General features: G+C 37.7%; 15 protein-coding genes. 8 read left to right on the top strand and 7 right to left on the bottom strand.

Annotated elements, in window-relative coordinates; all coding sequences use genetic code 11:
• Positions 1–315: 315 nt before the first annotated feature.
• Entirely contained in the window at positions 316–1,461 is a 1,146-nt protein-coding gene (locus tag G4Y78_RS01520) for an IS4 family transposase (protein WP_163830996.1), read from the bottom strand.
• Between the two features lie 166 nt (positions 1,462–1,627).
• Here G4Y78_RS01520 and G4Y78_RS01525 point away from each other — a divergent pair, with 166 nt between their 5' ends.
• Together G4Y78_RS01525 and G4Y78_RS01530 are read left to right on the top strand one after the other, a co-directional pair.
• Entirely contained in the window at positions 1,628–5,152 is a 3,525-nt protein-coding gene (locus G4Y78_RS01525; protein WP_163830998.1) for a LamG-like jellyroll fold domain-containing protein, read from the top strand.
• A gap of 17 nt (positions 5,153–5,169) precedes the next feature.
• Positions 5,170–6,408, top strand: a complete 1,239-nt coding sequence (locus G4Y78_RS01530; protein ID WP_163830999.1) for an adenylate/guanylate cyclase domain-containing protein — start codon at positions 5,170–5,172, stop codon at positions 6,406–6,408.
• A 234-nt stretch (positions 6,409–6,642) separates the two neighbouring features.
• Here G4Y78_RS01530 and G4Y78_RS01535 read toward each other — a convergent pair whose 3' ends face one another.
• Positions 6,643–7,476, bottom strand: coding sequence for an SDR family NAD(P)-dependent oxidoreductase (locus tag G4Y78_RS01535; RefSeq protein ID WP_329604965.1), 834 nt, complete (start codon positions 7,474–7,476; stop codon positions 6,643–6,645).
• A gap of 122 nt (positions 7,477–7,598) precedes the next feature.
• Between G4Y78_RS01535 and G4Y78_RS01540 the strand changes: the two genes are divergently transcribed.
• Complete coding sequence (locus tag G4Y78_RS01540) at positions 7,599–8,516, top strand: LysR family transcriptional regulator (RefSeq protein WP_163831001.1); 918 nt, start codon at positions 7,599–7,601, stop codon at positions 8,514–8,516.
• A 132-nt stretch (positions 8,517–8,648) separates the two neighbouring features.
• Positions 8,649–10,196, top strand: coding sequence for a substrate-binding periplasmic protein (locus tag G4Y78_RS01545; protein ID WP_163831002.1), 1,548 nt, complete (start codon positions 8,649–8,651; stop codon positions 10,194–10,196).
• A gap of 107 nt (positions 10,197–10,303) precedes the next feature.
• Here the strand turns inward: G4Y78_RS01545 and G4Y78_RS01550 are convergent, their stop codons facing one another.
• The 3 genes from G4Y78_RS01550 to G4Y78_RS01560 form a co-directional block, all read right to left on the bottom strand.
• Positions 10,304–11,830, bottom strand: coding sequence for a helix-hairpin-helix domain-containing protein (locus tag G4Y78_RS01550; protein WP_163831004.1), 1,527 nt, complete (start codon positions 11,828–11,830; stop codon positions 10,304–10,306).
• A 547-nt stretch (positions 11,831–12,377) separates the two neighbouring features.
• A complete protein-coding gene (locus G4Y78_RS01555; protein WP_163831006.1) occupies positions 12,378–13,598 on the bottom strand; it encodes a M12 family metallo-peptidase in 1,221 nt (406 codons plus the stop codon).
• Between the two features lie 140 nt (positions 13,599–13,738).
• Positions 13,739–14,404 (bottom strand): fumarylacetoacetate hydrolase family protein, encoded by a 666-nt coding sequence (locus G4Y78_RS01560; RefSeq protein WP_163831008.1) that lies wholly within the window; start codon positions 14,402–14,404, stop codon positions 13,739–13,741.
• A 313-nt stretch (positions 14,405–14,717) separates the two neighbouring features.
• Here G4Y78_RS01560 and hisB point away from each other — a divergent pair, with 313 nt between their 5' ends.
• The 4 genes from hisB to hisF all read left to right on the top strand — a co-directional run bounded on the left by hisB (position 14,718) and on the right by hisF (position 17,733).
• A complete protein-coding gene (gene hisB, locus G4Y78_RS01565; protein ID WP_163831010.1) occupies positions 14,718–15,311 on the top strand; it encodes an imidazoleglycerol-phosphate dehydratase HisB in 594 nt (197 codons plus the stop codon).
• Positions 15,312–15,338: 27 nt separating this feature from the next.
• Positions 15,339–15,989, top strand: a complete 651-nt coding sequence (gene hisH, locus G4Y78_RS01570) for an imidazole glycerol phosphate synthase subunit HisH (protein WP_163831011.1) — start codon at positions 15,339–15,341, stop codon at positions 15,987–15,989.
• Positions 15,990–16,012: 23 nt separating this feature from the next.
• On the top strand, positions 16,013–16,747 hold the full coding sequence (gene hisA / locus G4Y78_RS01575; RefSeq protein WP_163831013.1) for a 1-(5-phosphoribosyl)-5-[(5-phosphoribosylamino)methylideneamino]imidazole-4-carboxamide isomerase: 735 nt from the start codon (positions 16,013–16,015) through the stop codon (positions 16,745–16,747).
• Between the two features lie 212 nt (positions 16,748–16,959).
• Positions 16,960–17,733, top strand: a complete 774-nt coding sequence (hisF, locus tag G4Y78_RS01580) for an imidazole glycerol phosphate synthase subunit HisF (RefSeq protein ID WP_163831015.1) — start codon at positions 16,960–16,962, stop codon at positions 17,731–17,733.
• Between the two features lie 325 nt (positions 17,734–18,058).
• Here hisF and G4Y78_RS01585 read toward each other — a convergent pair whose 3' ends face one another.
• The gene (locus G4Y78_RS01585; RefSeq protein WP_163831017.1) at positions 18,059–18,874 is read right to left on the bottom strand and encodes a S1/P1 nuclease; all 816 of its coding nucleotides are present in this window, start codon (positions 18,872–18,874) and stop codon (positions 18,059–18,061) included.
• Between the two features lie 82 nt (positions 18,875–18,956).
• On the bottom strand, positions 18,957–20,084 hold the full coding sequence (locus tag G4Y78_RS01590; protein WP_163831019.1) for an ABC transporter substrate-binding protein: 1,128 nt from the start codon (positions 20,082–20,084) through the stop codon (positions 18,957–18,959).
• Positions 20,085–20,439 lie beyond the last annotated feature (355 nt).

Consider the following 20,439-nt stretch of genomic DNA (forward strand, 5'->3'; position numbering starts at 1 on the left):
CTTGCTCTATTGTCTTATTGTGTGAAATGTGTAGTAATGCTTTATGCTTTTTGATGGTAAGGTTATTGCTAATTCCTGTTATAAAAATATTAATAGTAAAATTATTATTTTATCTGGTCGATAATGATTTGAAACAAGGTATACTGTTATAATATTAGGGCTAATAAAATGTTCATAAAAAATTAGATAAAGTTTTAAGTTTATATGAACTGAATGGTGCACTATTTAGTTGTTGCTAAATTTAAAGTCTCGTCGTATTTAAATCTTCTGGATGAAGAAATTTATAGTATATTCAAACTCACTGCTGTCCCACATTTACAGCATCCTCATTTGCTTATGATCATCTGTATTATTCGGTGGTGAGGGTGTAAATAATGCTTTAAGCTCTCTACGCTCAAACAAAGTGAGTTGCATGAGTCGAGCTATTTGAGTGATCGATAGTGTTATTCCATGAGAAAATTTTAGATAAGCGACGAGCAAATAAGCACACATGGCTACCCATATCTGGGTTAACACGGCATTTTTAGAGGTACCGACAAACGATTTTATCTTTAGGTTTTGCTTTATCCACTTAAAAAATAGCTCTATTTTCCAGCGTTCTTTGTAAATAGCTGCAATGGTGCTGGCTGCGAGCTTACTATTATTAGTTAAAAAGTAATATTGGTTGCCAGTCTCTGGGCATTTAAAACCGATACGACGTAAATGACCTTTATAAACAGCCCCTTGTTGGCTAGTCAACTGAATGTGCTGATCAGAAGTGACTGTACTGCTATTGTCGGTAGGCTGGCGCTTTAGTACACGGTATTTGGCTTGCTTTTTTAGTCGGGTTACAAAGAAGATTCCTTGCTCATTTAAAGTATTAAACCAGCGATAATCAGTGTAGCCACGGTCTACAGCAAGAATACTCCCCTTGGGGAGATCAAGGCTGCGTGCTATCTGTATTTCATGACATTTCCCTTCAGTAATACTCATAAATGCAGGCAAGTAGCCATTATGATCAAACCCAACATGTAACTTGATAGCACCTTTACTTTTTCGAAAATCTGCCCAAGGAAACATGGATAAACACAAGTCGATCACTGATGCATCAAGAGAATACAATGGATTTTTAAAACGAAACTTATGCCCTGGCCGATGATGATGACATTTATTTAATAGCTTATAAAACAAGGCTTCATAAAGCGTAGCGGGTTGCTGTTCATTGACACGGGCCAAACTACTTCTGGTGATATTTCCAATACCATGGTGATAGCGTTTATGCTGCTGAATCGATAGGTGATCAATGATGTCACGCAAACTATTGCGACCTGAGAGTTGACCAAATAATAGCGCAACAAACTGCCCCCACCGAGTCATTTTACGTAGCCGTTGACCCGTATGATGCTGATTGGCTAGTGATTCAAACTCATGTCTAGAAAGCAACTGAAGTATTTGGTGCAAGATTGTGTTACGATGAGCCAAGGCTTAAATCCTCTGGTTTTGCAGTGTTTGGTTGCACTCTCATTGTAACAACTTATGGGGACTTAAGCCTTTTTTGTTTCAATCTTATGGGACAGCAGTGATTCAAACTATAGGGAAGATAAGTAAAAAGATATGTTTGTTATACCTGCTTAAAAGGAGTTAAGCAATGTTGGTTGCCCAAAAGTGTTTAAGCCAATTAGTTGGATTTTTATTGCTATTGATAACTATTTCTGTATATGGAATGTTACCTAATGCTTCTTTTGAAGAAGGGCAGATTGGTGGTAGACCTGATGACTGGAAGTGGTTTGGTAATGATGAATCTTTTATTCCGAAAATAGTAAATGATGCATATCATGGCGAACAGGCAGTAATGATTCCTATTAGAGACAAAGAGTGGGGAGATGCAGCATCGGGAGTGAAACCAAGCAATAATCTTTTTGCAGGAAACAAGAAATTTTATAAGTTTGGCTTTTATTATAAAAGTAAAGATTTAAAATCCATTCGTATACGAATGAGAATGTATGACAGTTCCAATACAAGTATTGGCTATGTCGACTCACTATTTGGTGTAGAAGATACAGATAAATGGACTTATGGGGAACTGCATGTAAAAGCAAGTAAGCCTGAGGCAATTTATATTAGCCCTCAGTTCAGCGGAATTGGGATACGAGGCTGGGAACGTCTTTATTTGTATCATGATTATGATTACACACAAAATAATTTTAAAAAGAATATAGTTCATGATATTAGTGAATTTACTAATCATGGATCGTTTATCGGCGATACTGTATTAGATGAAGGAAAGTATGGAGTTGCTTTACGATTAGATGGCAGCGGTGATGCAGTTGCTATTCCTCATGATGAATCGTTAAACTTAAATAATGAATTTACAGTTGAGACATGGATTTCACCGGATGAATCGTCAGGACAACAACATCGAACCATTCTAGGAAAGAAAGATAGTTATGAATTATACCTGGAAAGAAATAAACTTATCTTTTATGGCCATGGTTTAAGTCTTCCTCGTCATGAAGTTGCATTTCCTGTAAATCCAGGAACATGGAGTCATATTGCAGTAAGCTATCGAGGTTATGACTTGAGAATTTACATTAATGGTAAATTACAATATAAAACAGATAAAATATCAGGTTCATTAAAAAGCTCAAGCTACGATCTTTATACTGGCAGCTATGATGAAACACTCACTAGCACGTTTAGCGGAAAAATTGATGAGCTTAGAATTTATAATGAAGGACTAACTCATCTCCAGGTAGTAGAGGATATGAATAAACATGATCCTACACCTGTTCTTTGGTTAGATAATCTATCAATGCAAGAAATCGGTAGCTCAAATGGTATCGGTGAAATTAGAAATAGAATAAATCCTACTATTTTTCCTATACCAAAACAAGTGAGTTGGGGTAGTTCGGATAAGCTAGGTAAGTTTACTATAAATAGTAAAACAGTTATTTATATTCCTGACTTAAGAAGTATAGAAACTGCGATGACATTAAAGTCAGAAATAAAACGTTATTTTGGTTTGAATCTACCTATACGACCTTGGACAGGAAACTATCGACCTAATAATTCAATAGTTATAGGGCCTTTAAAAGCAAAAAATATAACAACAATACTAATCAGTGAAGACTTAGATCAATTCTTTCAAAAAATGCCTAAATCAGGTCAAGGTTATTTATTAAAAGCTGACTCAAAGGGGATTTTACTGATAGGGCAGGAGTATGCAGGTGCTTATTTCGCAAGTACTTCATTATTGCAAGTGTTAAAATTTGACTATGCTAATAAGGTTCTGCCGGTTTCTCCTTATGGTTTAATAGTTGACTATCCTGATACAAGAAACAGAGGGTTCCATTATACCATGTATAAGGATAAGCTTAAAATAGATATGGTGACCTGGGAGGAACTAATTCGAAGAGCATTAAGTCAGTTTAAAGTTAATGAACTTCAGCTTTATTTGGGAAATTTAGCTATTGGTAATGGTAGTTATTATTATGTTTGGGATAGGTTTTTGACTCCTGAGGAAATGCAAAAACTAACACATTTTGCTAAGCAACATTATTTCGAAAAAATTGTGCCGACAGTTTATGGTGGTGCATTATTTAGGAAAAAGCACCCTGAGTGGGCATGGGTTGAAAAAGATGGAAAAAATTACTCTCATTTTTTTGATACAACTAATCCAGGTTATCAAGCACTGACAGATGCATATTACAAAGATATATTGTCTGCGTTCCCGACAGAAAAGGCATTTAATATTGCGCATGATGAATCATTGGGCGAATACTGGGTGAATGGATTGCCTTTTGAAGAGCAAGATTTCATTACACAGGGGCCTGGTCAATTCATGGATCCTCGGGTTGTTTGGTCTGATAGTATAGTTCGTCAATGTAAGTATTTAAGCGAATTAGGAATTGAAGAAGTGAGGTTCTGGGCTGATGGTCTTACTGCTGATCGAAATGGTGGTACGCCCTTTCAAACGGATGTTCAGCTAACGACTATTGCAAAAAACTGTTCTAAGCTAGTGCCGATGTATTGGATGAGCAGGAGTAAACATTACGAAAGAGGCTTTATTAAAAAGCTTAAAAAAGGTGGTTTTGATGAAGTTATTTATTCAAGTAATAAAGCGGACACAACGCCTTATGATATACCAAAAATGGCTGAGACTGACACAATGTATTCTAATAAATGGTCTTCACCCTATCTTTGGTGTTCTGTAATGAATAACACATCTCAAGGCAAGGCTTCAGAAGGGTATGCTGACTATTGGTCCTTTTCAAAAGTTGTACATGAGGCAAATTTATTTTGGAATGCAAATCAAACCAATTTACCTCATTTTTGGGAGTTTACGAGCAAGTATGGTGTGGATATTTCTAGAATTACATCGGTTAACCCAAATGTAAATGGAGGAGACTATTATCAGGTATATCCTGTTGTAAACTATAATGCAGACTTAATAGGTGATAGTAATCATTGGAACTTGGCTTCCCCGGGCTTTGATTTTTCACAAGTAAAAATGATAGGGAGTGAACCGGCGGAGTCATTTGCACCAGTTGTGCAAACGTTACCTGATGACTCACCTAATGCCCTGGTATTGTCCGCAAAAGCTATCAAATCTACAACACAAATTATTAATAGCGCTGCTTCATCAATTTCTCTTATTATTAGTGCCGCGTGGGAGGGACCTGATCAAGAGGCTTCAATGGTCAACTATATGCAACGAATTCAACAAATGTACCGTAACTATTACACAACAGATGATGGTAGGGACGGTGGTAAGATTGCGTATTTAACTATCAATTATACAGATGGTTCGACTTATGAAGAGCCCATTCGTTTTGGGAATGATATTTATCTTCATCAAACCAACGATATGACCAGGATTGCTTATGGTGCAAGGGATATATTGCATGTTCCTGCGGGCCCAATGAATTCAAATGCTGCGTATATTTGGGAAATTGTAAACCCAAGCCCTTGCAAGCCAATTGAGTCAGTAACACTATGGTTAAATGATGGACGGTATGAGCCAGAAATAGATACTGGTGATTATTATCGGCCAGGGAATATTACAACAGAGCTTAAATTAGCATTATTCAGTATTGCAGGGAGGAGTGTGAAAAATACTTGCGTGGCAAGTAATAATACTAAACAATCAAGTTATAATTTAAAGTTAGACTAGTAAGTGGATTGATAACTTTGGTACTCAACATTCAGAAAAACTTACAAGAGATATTACTGGGAGGCGTTGAAGACTGGAATATAGCTGAAACGGTGCACTGGTTATTAACCTCGGGGCGAGTCATAACAGACCCCGCTGTGTTCCTCAAAGACCTTGGAGAGCACTTAATTAAATCAGGCGCAAATGTTGCTAGAATACGTATTACACTCAATACTATTGATCCTGAAGTAAGGGCTACAGTTTATACTTGGTGGCGTGACAAAGATGAAGTTGAAGTGTTTGCGCCACCACATGGAGTTGATCAGACACCTTCTTATCGTGGTAGCCCTATAGAGGAAGTGCTTGAGCATCGTCGCATAGTTCGTCATAAGCTAACCAAAGAGTTAGCACCAGAATACCACGTTGTCCTACAGGAGCTGTGTTCTGAAGGAATTACAGACTATGTTGCCTTTCCCTTAGGGTTTACTGATCAAACAGTTAGTACTTTTATTATCGCAAGCGATAATGATCAAGGATTTTCTGAAAGCGACTTTAAAAAATGGCAGGCATTGCTTTTATATTTATTACCTGTCTTGGAAGTATTTTCAGCCCGTAATACTATTAAATCATTGTTAAATACTTATGTTGGCCCCAGTACGGGAAAGAAAATTCTCAACGGTATTGTAAAGCGAGGAGACTCTGAGCTGATTGAATGTGCCTTATGGTATAGTGATTTACGAAACTTCACAGCTTTGACAGAATCTTTGTCGACAGAAGCGATGTTACAACTGTTAAACTCCTACTTTGAATTAATCACAAATGCGGTAACCCAGCATAATGGTGAAGTTTTGCGCTTTATCGGTGATGCAATGCTAATTGTATTCACAGCAGAAGAATTAGGTTCAATTGATAATGCTTGTATAGCAGCATTACAGGCTGCGCTTGATGCAAATAATCAATTACAGCAATTGAATAAAGAGCTAGCTACACAAGACATGCCTCTTTTATCATTTGGTGTGGGTTTGCATATGGGAAAGGTAGTCTACGGTAATGTTGGTTCACTTTCTCGTTTAGATTTTACTGTTATGGGACCTGCAGTCAATCGAACAGCTCGACTTGAAGAGTTAACTAAAAAACTAGACTCAGACTTATTATTGACTTCTGAGTTTGCTGAACATATTACAGAACCGTCTGTATTTCTTGGAAGCCATAATGTGAAAGGTGTGGCTGAGCCATTACAAGTACATACCTTAAAGCAGTTCCTTAAAAATAAATAATTAAATTATAAAAATATACCAGGAGTTAGTTTTTATTCAAAATGAGAGGTTGAACTTTACAAAAAGTTTAGGGTTTATCAATTGTTATAATATCTAAAAAAGTATTTATATTGAAAACTGAAGTTAAAATTATAACTGTCTTATTAATAATTAAGTAAGCATTATACTCGAACGTTAAGAAATGCAAAAAGCAGTGCCCCCAATATTGGAGACACATAACTAGGATACTGTTATTTATTGCACTTTCAGTTCTAACATGTCGGCGGTACCAAATGCCTGGTAAATGTTTTTAGTTAATGTAGCTAATTGCTGGTTGTAGGCTTCAATTGGCTCTCCCATACCCATCTTGTCAACCACTGTTCGGAATGGTCGTGAACCAGGTGCTGTAGTGATTACCTGGATGATAGCATCGGCAACAATCCGAGGATTTTGTGCTGGGTTGGCAGACAGTGCCTGCTCAAATCCTTCTAGTGAAGTTTTTGGTGCGTTGGCCATGTCTCCATAGCTTTTTAAACGTGCTGTATCTGATGGTTTTAAAAGTCGGCCGATAAACTCTGTTGGAAAACCACCGGGCTCAATGATGGCGACATCAATACCAAAACTTGACAGCTCAGTCCGGTAATTTTCTGATAAAGCTTCAACAGCCCACTTTGAGGCATTATATGGACCATAAAAAGGAATAGTCATACGCCCAAGTAGGCTTGATACATTAAGGATCAAGCCAGAGCGGCGTTGATGAAAGTGGGGTAAAATTGCACGAATCATTCTGTTTAGCCCAAACACATTGATCTCAAAGACAGCTTTTAAGTCATCAGATGAGAAGCTTTCTTGTATTCCATGAACCCCAATGCCAGCGTTATTTACTAATACGTCAATGTGCCCTGCTTGTTCAATCGCAGAGGCCACCCCTGAAGCAACACTACTTTCATCAGTGACATCAATATTTACAATCGTACCACCCAAGCTTTTGATTTCGTTAGCAATTTTGGTATTTCTTCCTTTGGGATCGCGCATGGAAGCGACAACATTATGACCTTGTAGTAACAGTAACTTTGTTGTTAATAATATTTGAACCGGTGATTAAGATATTTTGCTTCATGATTAAGCCTCCAAATTGGTATCTGCTGTTTAACTAATGATCAATAGTTTAATCTTGTTAATTGTCAGAACAAGATGAGGAATTTGAACTTATGGTTCATAAACTGAGAACAATGAGCTTCATGGAGTTAATCATTTTTCAGGAGGTTGTTCGTTGTGGAGGCATTACTGCAGCAAGTAACAAACTCGGTATTGCTAAATCGGCTGTTAGCACTCAATTAAGTCGATTGGAAAAGAGGCTAGGGGTAAAACTGCTGGAGAGAAGCTCGCGGAGATTGATGATGACTGTTGAAGGGCAGCAGCTGTTGCCAAGAGTTGAATCGCTGATCGCCGAAGGTGAGTTCTTGTTCGAATATGCGGAAACGCAAAGTAAAGAGCCCGGTGGTCAGGTTCGAATAGCTCTCACCCCAGACTTTGGCCAGATAGTAGTGGCTAAGTTTTTTCCTCAAGTAACTAAATTGTATCCACAAATTACTCTGGGCTGTAAATTCAGCTATCAATTTGAGGATATGCAAGACACAGCTTTTGATTTGGGTGTGAGGATAGGAAAAGTCAACGATGAAAGCCTTGTTGCGTATAAGCTAGGACAGTTTAAAAGGGTATTAGTTGCAGGTAAAAAATATGCACAACAACACCCAACTTTTCTACCAAAAGATTTAAAAAAATTAAATTGTATGACTTTTTCAAGTAGTAATAATCCTCGTGCCTGGTCTTTGATCTCCTGTGAAGATGGGGTAACTGAAGTATCGTTGGATGTTTGTGGCGATATTGCTGTGCAAAGCTTCAATATTTTGGTGGAATTATGCTTATCTAATCAGGGAGTGGCATATATCCCCTATTTTTTAGTCAAAGAATACATAAATTCAGGGCAGTTAAAGCACATATTGCCCCAGTGGCAAAGCAAAGTATCAAATGCTTATCTAGTATATAGGTTTGGGGCTGATAAAATCCATCGGATAAAAGCCGTTATTGATTGTGCTAAGACATATTTACCCTCACTCCTTTATTAATAACTTGAATTTTTTCAAGTTATTTCTCAGGTGCCCCTATAGCACTTTCTATTTCTACTATCACCCAATCACTGGTTACCTGCCTATAATATAGATACCTATAGATCAATCAAATGAACTAAATGGGACTTTATGAGATATAGATTGTTATTCTTATGTTGGCTATTCATATCTCCTATAGTGTTCAGTAAAGATGTAATTCGTATTGCCAGCGGAGAATGGCCACCCTTTTTATCTCAGCACTATAATGAATATGGTGCAGGGTCGCATATAGTCAAAGAAGCATTTGCATTAGAAGGAATTAAAGTAGTCTATATTTTTTACCCATGGAAGCGCTCTATGGAAACGGCTAAGGATGGTAAGGTTGACGCTACTTTGCTATGGTCAAAAAATAAAGAGAGAGCAAAGTACTTTCTATTCAGCGACCCTGTTTTAACATTGCGCCATGTATTTTTTCATCGTAAAGATTTCCAATTTGACTGGAAAACCATAGAAAATTTGAAACAGTATAAAATTGGGGTTACCCGTGGGTATTTTTATGGTGAACAAATACAAAATGCTATTGAAAATAAGTTAATCGATACAGAAATAGGTAATACCGATATAATTAACTTAAAAAAGCTTATTGCAAAGCGAATACAGTTATTTATTATTGAGCCAGAAGTAGGCTACGAATTATTGGTAAAAAACTTTTCAGCAAGTGATCAAAAGCTATTAACGAACCACCATAGAGCAATTCAAGAAAGACAGTGGTATTTATTGGTATCAAATAAATCTCCGCAGGCAGAAAAATGGTTGGAAAAATTTAATAAAGGATTAGCTAAATTAAAAAAACAAGGAACTATCGATAAAATAATGGATGATGTCTTAATGGGGCGATATTCTGAAAAGTCAAGGTCGGTTTCTCCAGCTAAAAACAAGCCATTTATCATCGTGGGTGATAGCCTTCATCCACCTTTTTCTTATCTGGATAATGGTGTACCCAAGGGAATTTATGTGGAAATCATAATGAAAGCGTTTAAAAGAATGGGGCGCAGTGATATCAAAATTGAGTTAATGCCATGGAAGCGCGCGCTATATATGGTAGAGACTGGCCTGGCACAAGGTATTTTTCCACCACATTATTTCCTAGATCAACGGCCATATCTAAAGTATTATTCAGTTCCTATAATGCAGGAAATTTCCACGGTATTCTGTAACGTTAAAAATCTAATGAGGGTAGGTATTAATTTTAAACAACTGAAAAGTTGGCCTGATGATTTACAAAGCGCCAGGTTTGTGTTGAGCTTGGGTGTACTTATGGGGGGAGATAAGTTTTGGCGGAGCGTTAATAATAATGAGCTAAACACAACCAACGTAACAGGCCCTGAAGCTGCAATTCGTAAGCTTGCTCCAGGAAAGTTGGACTGTCATATAAATGATCGGGTTACCATACAATGGTATCTAAAAGCACTGAAAAATGAAGACCATACTATCAAACTTGAAGATATAAAGGAGGTATTCCAAATCGAAGAAGAGGCTGGTTATTTAGCTTTATCTGCGTCTTTGTCAAATAAAGAAGCAGGTAATTTTTTTGATAAGTTCAACCAAGAAATACAGTATATGAAGAAAAATGGAATAGTAAAGCAGATAATTGAGAGAAATATTTCTAATGCTAAGCTGCCAAGATCAAATTTTTAACATCATAATTAGTCAAATGAATGATGAATTTTTATAGATTAAATTGAATTCACACCATCCTTGGTGCTGAGGGGTGACAACAAATCCTAGTAATTATTCGTGAAGAGTTAGCTATTGGACTGGCGTATTTTCTCTAAAGTTGCTTTTCCTACTCGTGGCAATGCTAATAGAACATCGTCAGGTGCATTACAAATGGCTTCCTTGTTGGTGTAACCCTGTTTATATAGCATGACAGCTAGTTTAGTGCTGATTCCTTTAATTGTTTTTACTTCAGATTCAAGACCCTTTATAATTTTCCAGTCTTGATCTTTACCAAAATGGTTAGTAATAAAAGGTTGCCAGTTTTCTTGAGTTTCAATTTTAGAGAGCTCTACTACTTTTTTCTCAGGTGCTAATTTTTTGTTATTGAGGGTAGTTAAGAGCTGTTTGAGAAATGCTAAATATACTAACTTATCTTCAACAGCAATATCTGTTTTATAAGGAAGATTGGCTGTTTTATTTACCCATTCGCCATGTTTGTCAAGCATATTTTTTGTGCGTTTAGGTAGTTTTTTATATTCATTACTATTTTCAGCTACTTCTGCCTGCTCAAGACAAACAAGCGGTGTTTTTATAGTGAGTTTTGGCAGATAGATTAAAGTATTTTCTTCGCTATCACTCTCGGTATTTGGTTTGATGATACTTACCTGCTTCTCAGTAGTTTTAGTTGCTTCTTCAGGTTCGGGTACCTGCTCAAAAATAACGTCAGCTATAGTACTTGGTTGGATTGATGTTTCATTATTTTCAGTCAGTTCATCAGCGACAGTATCATTGTTAAAGATACTTTCTATTGGTTCTGCTGAAGCTAGTTCCTCACTATTATTAGCTTCAACTATTTCAGAGGTTTCTGTGTCTGAAGTATTATTAGACTGTTCATCTACCACTTGCTCACCAGCAGTTGACTGATCATTAACTGGGTTAGCGTTTAATGGTTCTGCTATTTCTGATGTGTTTGTCGCTTTTATTGTAGTTGCTATTTCAACAGGATAGGCTCTTTCAATAGTATCAACCGTTTCACCACTATTATTTTTATTAACAAGTGTATTTGTATCTGGTGTCTCGTTTGTACCTGAAATATCGGTTATTTCCAGGGGAGCAGTAACCTCTTGATTATTATCACTATCACTTGATTGGTTTGGCTTTATGAATGTTCGTTCTTCAAAATTACCAGTAGAGTTAACTGTTTCATGGTCAGAAGATTCTTGGTCAAGAGGTTTTATATCAGTGTGTTCTGTATTATCAGATGAAGTGCTGTTCTTATCAGTATAAAGCTGCATTGTTGCTTTTATATTATTAAGCTGCACGTTAAGGTTTTGCGCTTTTTTGCTCGTTAATGCTTGTTCTTGCTCAATTTCATTGAGCTTTTCAATTAATGCTTCGCATTGTTCTATTTCAGTCGGGTGAATTGAGCTTAAACCAGTATGTTGCCAATCAGTAAAAGTTTGCTCTATTTCTTCAACTATTTTTTCAACGCTATTTTCTAAACTATCTACATTAGTTGCATTAATTTCGGCTACTTTTTTCGCATTAGCGTTTGAATTTGCCATAGTATGGCTGCTGGTTTTGCGGAAAAAATAGAGCAATTTTTTAAACATTGGGCCTCCGTAACACATAAAGCTGTGAAGGTGGATTGAATAATGAATGTACTTTTAAAAATTAATCGGTGATCTTTAAATTCCAGCTAATATTCGGTTAAGGTTGTAAATAAAACAGACAATTGTAGTGGTTTGTTAATGTATAAACAATACGTACAGAATACGCATTGATTTATAATGTTTGATTTGCATCACAGGAAACAGGAGTTAAATAATAACGGTATGTAAAGAAGGTTTTGTATAACAATACTACTGATTATGGGAAAGGCTGTGAAAGAAATTTCTATCTCTATTTGGAGACTGTCGCAAATATTAATATGGGGTAACAGGTTATTCTAAGTTTAAGGCATGGTTAGCGTTTGATGGGCTATTTTATTACTGTGTAACTTGTGGTAGCGCCATTAATTGATATTAAGGCGCTACTGGAGTAAGGAATGATTATTCAAGATTGGCGAAGAGTAGCCTGTTCCTTTATCAGACAATAGGCCTATCTTTAACACCTTTACGACAACCTCTATTTGAAAAAGAGGTAAGTTGCACTATCAATTTAACGAAATGAGGATACATAAGGCGCTGTTCGACGTAGTACTAAAGCATTGTTGCTAACGCCTTTAATTCCCATATTGGTGCTTTCTTCATAATTGACCCAAGGCGTTGACCAAAAAGGGATTCGAGTTAGTCCTGAAACATCGCAATTATAAGCCATTACTGTGCGCCAGGTATCTGCCACTGGATTGCAGTGACCATGGCCATAAGTAAAAGGGTCTTGCGAATCATCTTGGGTAATTATATGTCTAGCGCCTTGTAAATGGCCAATTTCATGAGCAAATGAGTAATAGCCCGTTGCACAACTGTCTTTTACTAAAGCAAAGGCTGTAGAGGGGTCAGCCATAATGCTATGGGCTACTCCACAGGCCATACCCGTGCCAGTTAATAGAATAGTAATATCTGCTTTATATCGGTTACGAATTTGATGAAGCTCGTCCATATGGCCATCTTCTTTATCTTTTAAACGCTCAACATCTGTATAGATATCGAAGAATGATTCACTGTAATCTGTCTTTACGGTATAAACTAAACTTAGATCAATGGGAATGTTACTGTTTTGGTATGATTGATTAGATTCTTCAACGGCTTTTTGAATCAGTCCATTAACCCCTTCAATACCGTCATTGTCGTCTATTGCTCGTTGTGTATAAGCAACCATAACAGTTACTTCATAACGTCGATTATGTGATAGCCGGTTTATATCGAGCTTTGGCATTTTAATCATACTAGAGGCGTCTGAATGAACATCGCTAACTGACTCATGCTGTTGCTTGGGCATAGTTAGCAAACTATAGCTGCCATCAGTTAAGTGCTTAATTCGATAAAGTTGGCCCTGATGATGTAAGTCGCCGAGAATGTAATTAGTGGTTTTAATGAGTGATAAATAGCTAGCGTTATTATCACTATTTGCGCTTATGTATAGGCCATTTTGAGTTTGTTTAGCTTGAGTAATCGTAAGGGTTATTTTTTCATTTGGTAGTGGAAGTTCTATTTGTTGATGGGCTTTTAAATCATTAAGGGTATTTTTGTTGATATTGATGAGTTGGGCTGTTTGTGCTTGTTGTTCCTCAACCAGCTTGTGTTGCGCATCCAATAGTTTTGAATAGCCAGTATTAATTTGATAAACAGGAGGAAACTCATAAAGTTGTTTTGCTGCAAATACTTCCCCACTTAGACAGACGGACGACAACAGGGCTACTACTTTAAAGTCCATTTTCATTGTTATATTCCCTTTATTTTTCTTATTAAAAAGCGTTGTTACTAATTTGCGTGAAGACAAGATGACAGCATGTTAAATGCAGTATTGAAAAAACGCAATTACAGTTATGGCTTAATTTTGTAGTTATTTTGGCTAACAAGTCAGGAAACACTTGTCGAAAATTGTGCATAATCTTGTAACTGAAAGGTAAGTTGGTCGCCAGAATTCAGTTTGCCAACTCCTTCTGGGGTCCCAGTCAGCACGACGTCTCCTGGTTGCAAGGTAAAAAACTGGCTGGCATAACTTATCAGTTCAGCAATAGGGGTAAGCATTAATTTAGTTTGGCCTTGCTGGCAGGTGTTGCCATTGATTTTCAATTCAAAATATAAATCATTGAGTGGTAGACTGCTGTGGTATGGAATAAAAGACGACAGTGGACAACTACCATCGAATGCTTTGGCTTTTTCCCATGGATGTCCTTTTTCTTTTAGCTGGCTTTGTAGTTCACGCAATGTTAAATCTAAGGCTAGCCCTATACCACCAACTGCATTGATAGCTTCTTCAGGGCTAGCAGATTTTATTGGTTGTTGAATTAATATAGCTAGCTCTGTTTCATAATGAATTTCACCCAAGTTGTCGGGTAGTTGTAATGGTTTCTCAAGGGGTACTACAGCAGTAGCCGGCTTGATAAATAATAACGGACTGGTTGGAATGGGGTTATTGAGTTCGGCTGCATGGGCTGCGTAATTTCTGCCAATACAAACTACTTTGCCGCATGACAAGCTGATAGGACTGCCATCAATCCATTTATGATGGTATTGCTGCATCGGAGTGACTCCTCGTTATATCTACTGCTTTACATTCTGTTTGGTTTTATCTGATTTGGCTATACATGAGCATAACTGAAATTCTATCTATAAATTAAGTTATTTTGTATATACACAAAAATTCAAGTTAATTTTTGGGTGTTCTTTAGGTTGTATATACATAAATAATCTATTTTAAAAGGTTGAAAAGTTGATATTAATAGATGTTATAACGGGAAAACCCCTGACCAATGGATACTGTTCAGTATATAATTGCCAATTGTAGGTTATTCATACCGTAATTTGATGGAGATAGATACTCCAGGAGTGTTGTATGGCTGATCGGCAGGCCACTGTAGAAAGAAATACCTTAGAAACTCAAATAAAAATCACTATCAACTTGGATGGAACAGGTCAGGCTCAGTTTGAAACTGGGGTACCTTTTTTAGATCATATGATGGACCAAATTGCCCGGCATGGTTTAATTGATATTGATATCAAAGCCAAAGGTGATTTACATATTGATGCCCATCATACCGTTGAAGATATTGGGATCACCTTAGGCCAGGCTTTTAGTCAAGCAGTGGGAGATAAAAAGGGCATTCAACGTTATGGTCATGCTTATGTTCCGTTGGATGAAGCGCTGTCTCGAGTGGTGATAGATTTCTCTGGGCGGCCAGGTTTAGAGTTTAATGTACCCTTTACCCGAGCTACGATAGGCCAGTTTGATGTAGACCTTTTCCATGAGTTTTTCCAAGGTTTTGTCAACCATGCATTAGTGACTCTGCATGTGGATAACCTACGAGGTCAAAATTCCCACCACCAGGCTGAAACCATATTTAAAGCGTTTGGTAGAGCATTACGTATGGCCTTGACGCCAGATCCACGTATGCTAGGCATGATGCCATCAACCAAAGGTTGTTTATAAAAAGACTACTTAAGAGGAATCGAGCGAGTGAACAAAGTAGTCGTTGTCGATTATGGTATGGGCAATTTGCACTCTGTTGCAAAAGCCCTGGAAGCAGTAGCAGCGCCAGATACCAAAGTAATCGTTAGCAGTGAGTCTCATCATATTAAAGCAGCCGACCGGATTGTGTTCCCAGGCGTGGGTGCTATTCGTGATTGTGTTGCTGCCGTTCGCCAGGCAGGTATAGATCAAGTCATTACCGAGGTGTTTGACAGTAAACCGATTCTGGCCATTTGTGTTGGTATGCAAATGCTATTTGAACATAGCGCAGAAAATAACGGGGTTGATTGTTTAGGCTTGCTACCTGGTCAGGTAAAATTTTTTGGTCGAGAATTAACAGACTCCAGTGGTCAACACTTAAAAGTACCTCACATGGGGTGGAATCAAGTCCATCAAACCCAAACAATACACCCAATGTGGCATAATATTGAGCAGGATAGTCGGTTTTATTTTGTCCATAGTTATTATGTCAAAGCTGCAAATGTGGCATTGGTTAAAGGCCGTTGTGAATATGGTCATTTAATTGATGTAGCGGTTGGGCAACATAATTTATTTGCCGTACAGTTTCATCCAGAAAAAAGTGCTCAAGCTGGTTTGCAGTTGCTTGCTAATTTTATGTCTTGGAATGGTGAAAGCTAATAACTAAAGGTTTACATAGCATAATGTTGATTATTCCTGCAATTGATTTAAAAGATGGTGCCTGTGTTCGACTGCGTCAGGGTGATATGGCTGATGCTACCATTTTTTCTGAAGATCCAGTTGCCATGGCTAGCCATTGGGTAGCACAAGGCGGGCGTCGTTTACATTTGGTGGATTTAAATGGCGCTTTTGAAGGCAAGCCGGTTAATGGCGAAATAGTAAACCAGATAGCCAAAGCTCACCCAAACTTGCCTATTCAGATAGGTGGAGGCATTCGTAATTTAGTAACGATTGAGCACTACCTAAATGCAGGAGTGACTTACGTGATTATTGGCACTCAAGCAGTTAAACAACCACAATTTGTTAAGGAAGCCTGTAAAGCTTTTCCTGGACATATCATTGTTGGCTTGGATGCTAAAGATGGCAAGGTGGCTACTGATGGTTGGGCACAGGTGTCGGATATTGAAATCACAGAATTAGCAAGTCAATTTGAAGGAGATGGGGTTAGCGCAATTGTGTACACGGATATTGCTCGGGATGGCATGATGCAAGGGGTTAATGTAGCAAGCACCCAAGCGTTGGCTAAAGCGATTGATATTCCTGTAATTGCATCTGGCGGCATTACCAACATGGATGATATTAAAGCCTTACAAACAGTTGCTAAAGACGGCATTGAAGGTGCCATTACCGGTCGGGCTATTTACGAAGGTGGTTTAAACTTGGCTGAAGCTCAGCAATATTGTGATCAAAACAGCTAAATAATAAAGTGCAGTTATAGCCAAATCGAATGGTTTTTAGGGGCGGCCGTCGAGTGATGAGGCCCCGAGTTTATGTATTTTATAAATGATTGGGGCGAAGACAGTTTATTGCTCCTGCATAAACTGCATTCACACCATCCTTGTGTGCTCAGCGACGACAACAAACCCTTAAAATCATTTGAGAAGGGTATAAAGCTGTGAGGTAAAAGAAAATGGGATTAGCCAAACGAATCATCCCTTGCTTGGATGTAGAGAATGGTCGGGTTGTAAAGGGAATTCAGTTTGTTGATATTCGTGATGCAGGGGACCCGGTAGAAGTTGCCAAACGTTACAATGAGCAAGGTGCAGATGAATTAACTTTTCTGGATATTACCGCGAGTCACGAAGAAAGAGATACCACCATCCATACGGTAGAAAAGATAGCAGGTGAAGTATTTATTCCACTCACAGTAGGCGGTGGTATTCGTAATTTGCAAGATATCAGAAACCTGCTTAATGCTGGCGCTGATAAAGTCAGTATTAACACAACAGCTGTATTTAACCCAGAGTTTGTTGCAGAGGCCTCTGCAAAATTTGGTGCTCAATGCATTGTGGTAGCCATCGATGCTAAAAAAGTAAGTAAATTGGGTGAATCGGATAGATGGGAAGTATTTACTCATGGTGGTAGAAAGCCAACCGGAATCGATGCAATCGAGTGGGCAAGAAAAATGGAGCAGTATGGAGCGGGTGAAATCCTTTTGACCAGTATGGATCAGGATGGTGTTAAAAATGGCTATGATTTAGGGGTAACCCGTGCTATCAGCGAAGCAGTAGTGATTCCCGTAATTGCCTCTGGTGGAGCAGGCAACCTGGATCATCTAGTTGAGGGGATTAAATCAGGTAAAGCTGATGCGGTACTTGCTGCTAGTATTTTTCATTTTGGTGAATACTCAATTCCTCAAGCCAAGCGATACTTAAGCGACCAAGGCATAGAAATGCGCTTGTAGTTAAATATATTTCACGAGTGCAATAAACCGTTTGTATTGAGAAAGTGAATGCTTGTTTTTTTCATTATTTTAATAAAAAAGGTCGCTTGTGTGGCCTTTTTTTGTGTTTAATTAAAATGTGAGTGCTTAATTTTTTAATATTACTGTATCTCATTTAATTTATATTTATTAAAGCTGTTTCGCTAGGTGAGATTCTGGCGTACTCTTTATTTACTCTTGAAGAAGTTGTTCATGAAGGACAGAATGGTGGACATAACTGTTGCATCATTCACAAAGCGAGCGTTTTTTTGCGGTAACTATGTTACCGCTTTTTTTGTTTGTATTTTTAATCAAAAAAACTATTCAGTTTTCCCGCTAACCGCACACCTGACATTAATAACCTTTCATTAATAATTTTAGTTTTTTGATCAGCATATTTATAGCTTAACTGAGGTATGTCTGAGAGTATGCTGTGAAAGTCGTAGGCTTGATTTCTAAGTTCTTTGGACTCTTTTGCCCAATCTAGGTATGAGGATGTTTGCCAGTCTTTTATTTGTTTGGCTGTGGGGTTATTAAGAAAGCTGGCATATTCTGTATAACTTAGCTGTTGGTTTTCAATTAAATCGGTGTCCCACACAACATGTAGATTGGAGCTTTGTTCAAACCAGTTAACTGTTATGTCATTTCCGCCTCGGTCATTACGGCGTCCTACATGCAATGGTTGATGAATATCGCCAACCAGGTGGGTATAAAACGCTAATGCTTGCCATTTATCAAGCTGACTGGTTTTTGGGTTGGTTAATATGCTCTCGAAATGCTCTAAGGCAGATAATATATCGCCATTTGGGCTGCGTTTTAGCCCTTCAAAAGGTTCATCGTCATCAATGGAAATGTAATGCCAGGGTTTTGCGTAATCCCAGGTAGGTTCTGATTTGATTTCGTCTGGCCAAGTGGAGAGCTGTGCTAGCTGATTATTGCCTGTGATTTGTTTTAAGGCAGCTTTTGTTTTAGACGTTAGGTGTACATCTGCAATATGGGCCACAATGCGGTGACCATTTTGGCCAAAGGCCAATACCTTTTGTGAGATTAAGCAGAAAAGAGTGATTGCACAGAAAGTAATGCCAGATAAAAAATTGATTAGTTTTAATTTGTAAAATTTCATGAAGTTGTCCTTATTCAATTTAAGACAACATTAAAATATAAAATTGTGAATTTGAAATGAAGAGTCTCTTGTGAATAGGTAATTATTGTTTGTTGTACAGCTTGCGCCGTGCTGCTTCCAGTTTATCTGTAACTGTTTCAATATCAGTTGTTTCTAAAAAATCAGCAAACAGTGCATTAGCAATATCTACCATTGGTTTAGGGGCATCTCGGTCAAAAAATTGAGTAATTCCTTTTGCTTGATCTAATAATCTTTTGCCTTTTTCTGTGAGTGCTTGTTCGCTTACATGTGCGCCAAGTCTGGGGGGTAAAAACTTCATTTTTTGATTAAGAATGGTTTGAACATCGGGTTTTGCAACCATTATTAAAAACTGCTCAGCCAACTTTAGGTTTTTGGTGTTGTTAGGAATGGTAAATACGTCTGTTGGTGCTTCTTCATATTGTGGTATTGAGGGATTTATTGTAGGAAATGGAAAAAAATCGAGATCATTGATTAAACTTTGGGATGCTTTGCTGGTCATGAAATGGCCGATTAACATCATTGCTGAGTTTTCACGATTTAACTCAGGTAATAGCTCATACCAATCATATTCTGCAGGTAATGGATTAAAACATTTGTTATCAATTAATTGTTTCCAGTGAATAAATATTTGTTTGACTCGTTGATCTTTATAGGAAATATCTCCAGCTAATAATGCTTGATGGAACTCGATTCCATTTACTCTTAAGTTAATATAGTCAAACCAGGATTCAGCAGGCCATTCGAACTTATTACCCAATATGATGGGAGTGATTTGAGCAGAGCGTATTTTTTTGCATGCTTCAATCAATTCATCCCAGTGAGTGGGTGGGGTTATATTCAGTTTTTTGAAGGTGGATTTTTTATAATAAATTGCCCAGTGGTAATAGCTAAATGGTACGCCATAAAAATTATCGTTCAATTTTACCAGGTTTTGCATGCCGGGTGAAAAGGCATTATTCCATTGCTGCTGTTGCCATAATGAGGAGATAGGCATGATATAGTTTGCTCTGGCTAGTCGAAACAGTCGTTCACCTGCTTGCCAGTATAAAACATCCATGCCTTTTTCAGCCGTTAGCCACTCGATAAGTTTTTTTTTATAATTTGCATCAACTTCGGAATATAGTCTTACTTTTACTCCTGGATGGCGACGCTGGAATTCAGTGGCTAAGTAGCGAAAAGCAGACCCCATTGGTCCACCTAAATTCATTACCGAAACATCTAAGTATTTAACTTTACTCGCTGTATTGCAGGATATCGTCAGGAGTAGTAATGCAATAATTTTTGGCCACATATTACTAGTTAAAACACGTATAGCCGGTTCATATTAATACCTGTTATTACAATATAGCATGTCTCATCTGTAGTCAGTTTTGTACCTTGCTGGAGTAATGGCTGCTCACATTGGCTAATATGCTGCGAATGTCTTCAATCTTTAGTTGTTGTGACGGTGGTAGATGGTTATTAGCTACTTTGACAGTTATTGCTTGGGAGTAGCGACAAGCTTTGATAGGCTAGTCTATAGAGGTTAGGAAAGGGTATCGCCT

The organism is Spartinivicinus ruber (genome assembly GCF_011009015.1).
Classification (GTDB): Bacteria; Pseudomonadota; Gammaproteobacteria; order Pseudomonadales; family Zooshikellaceae; genus Spartinivicinus; species Spartinivicinus ruber.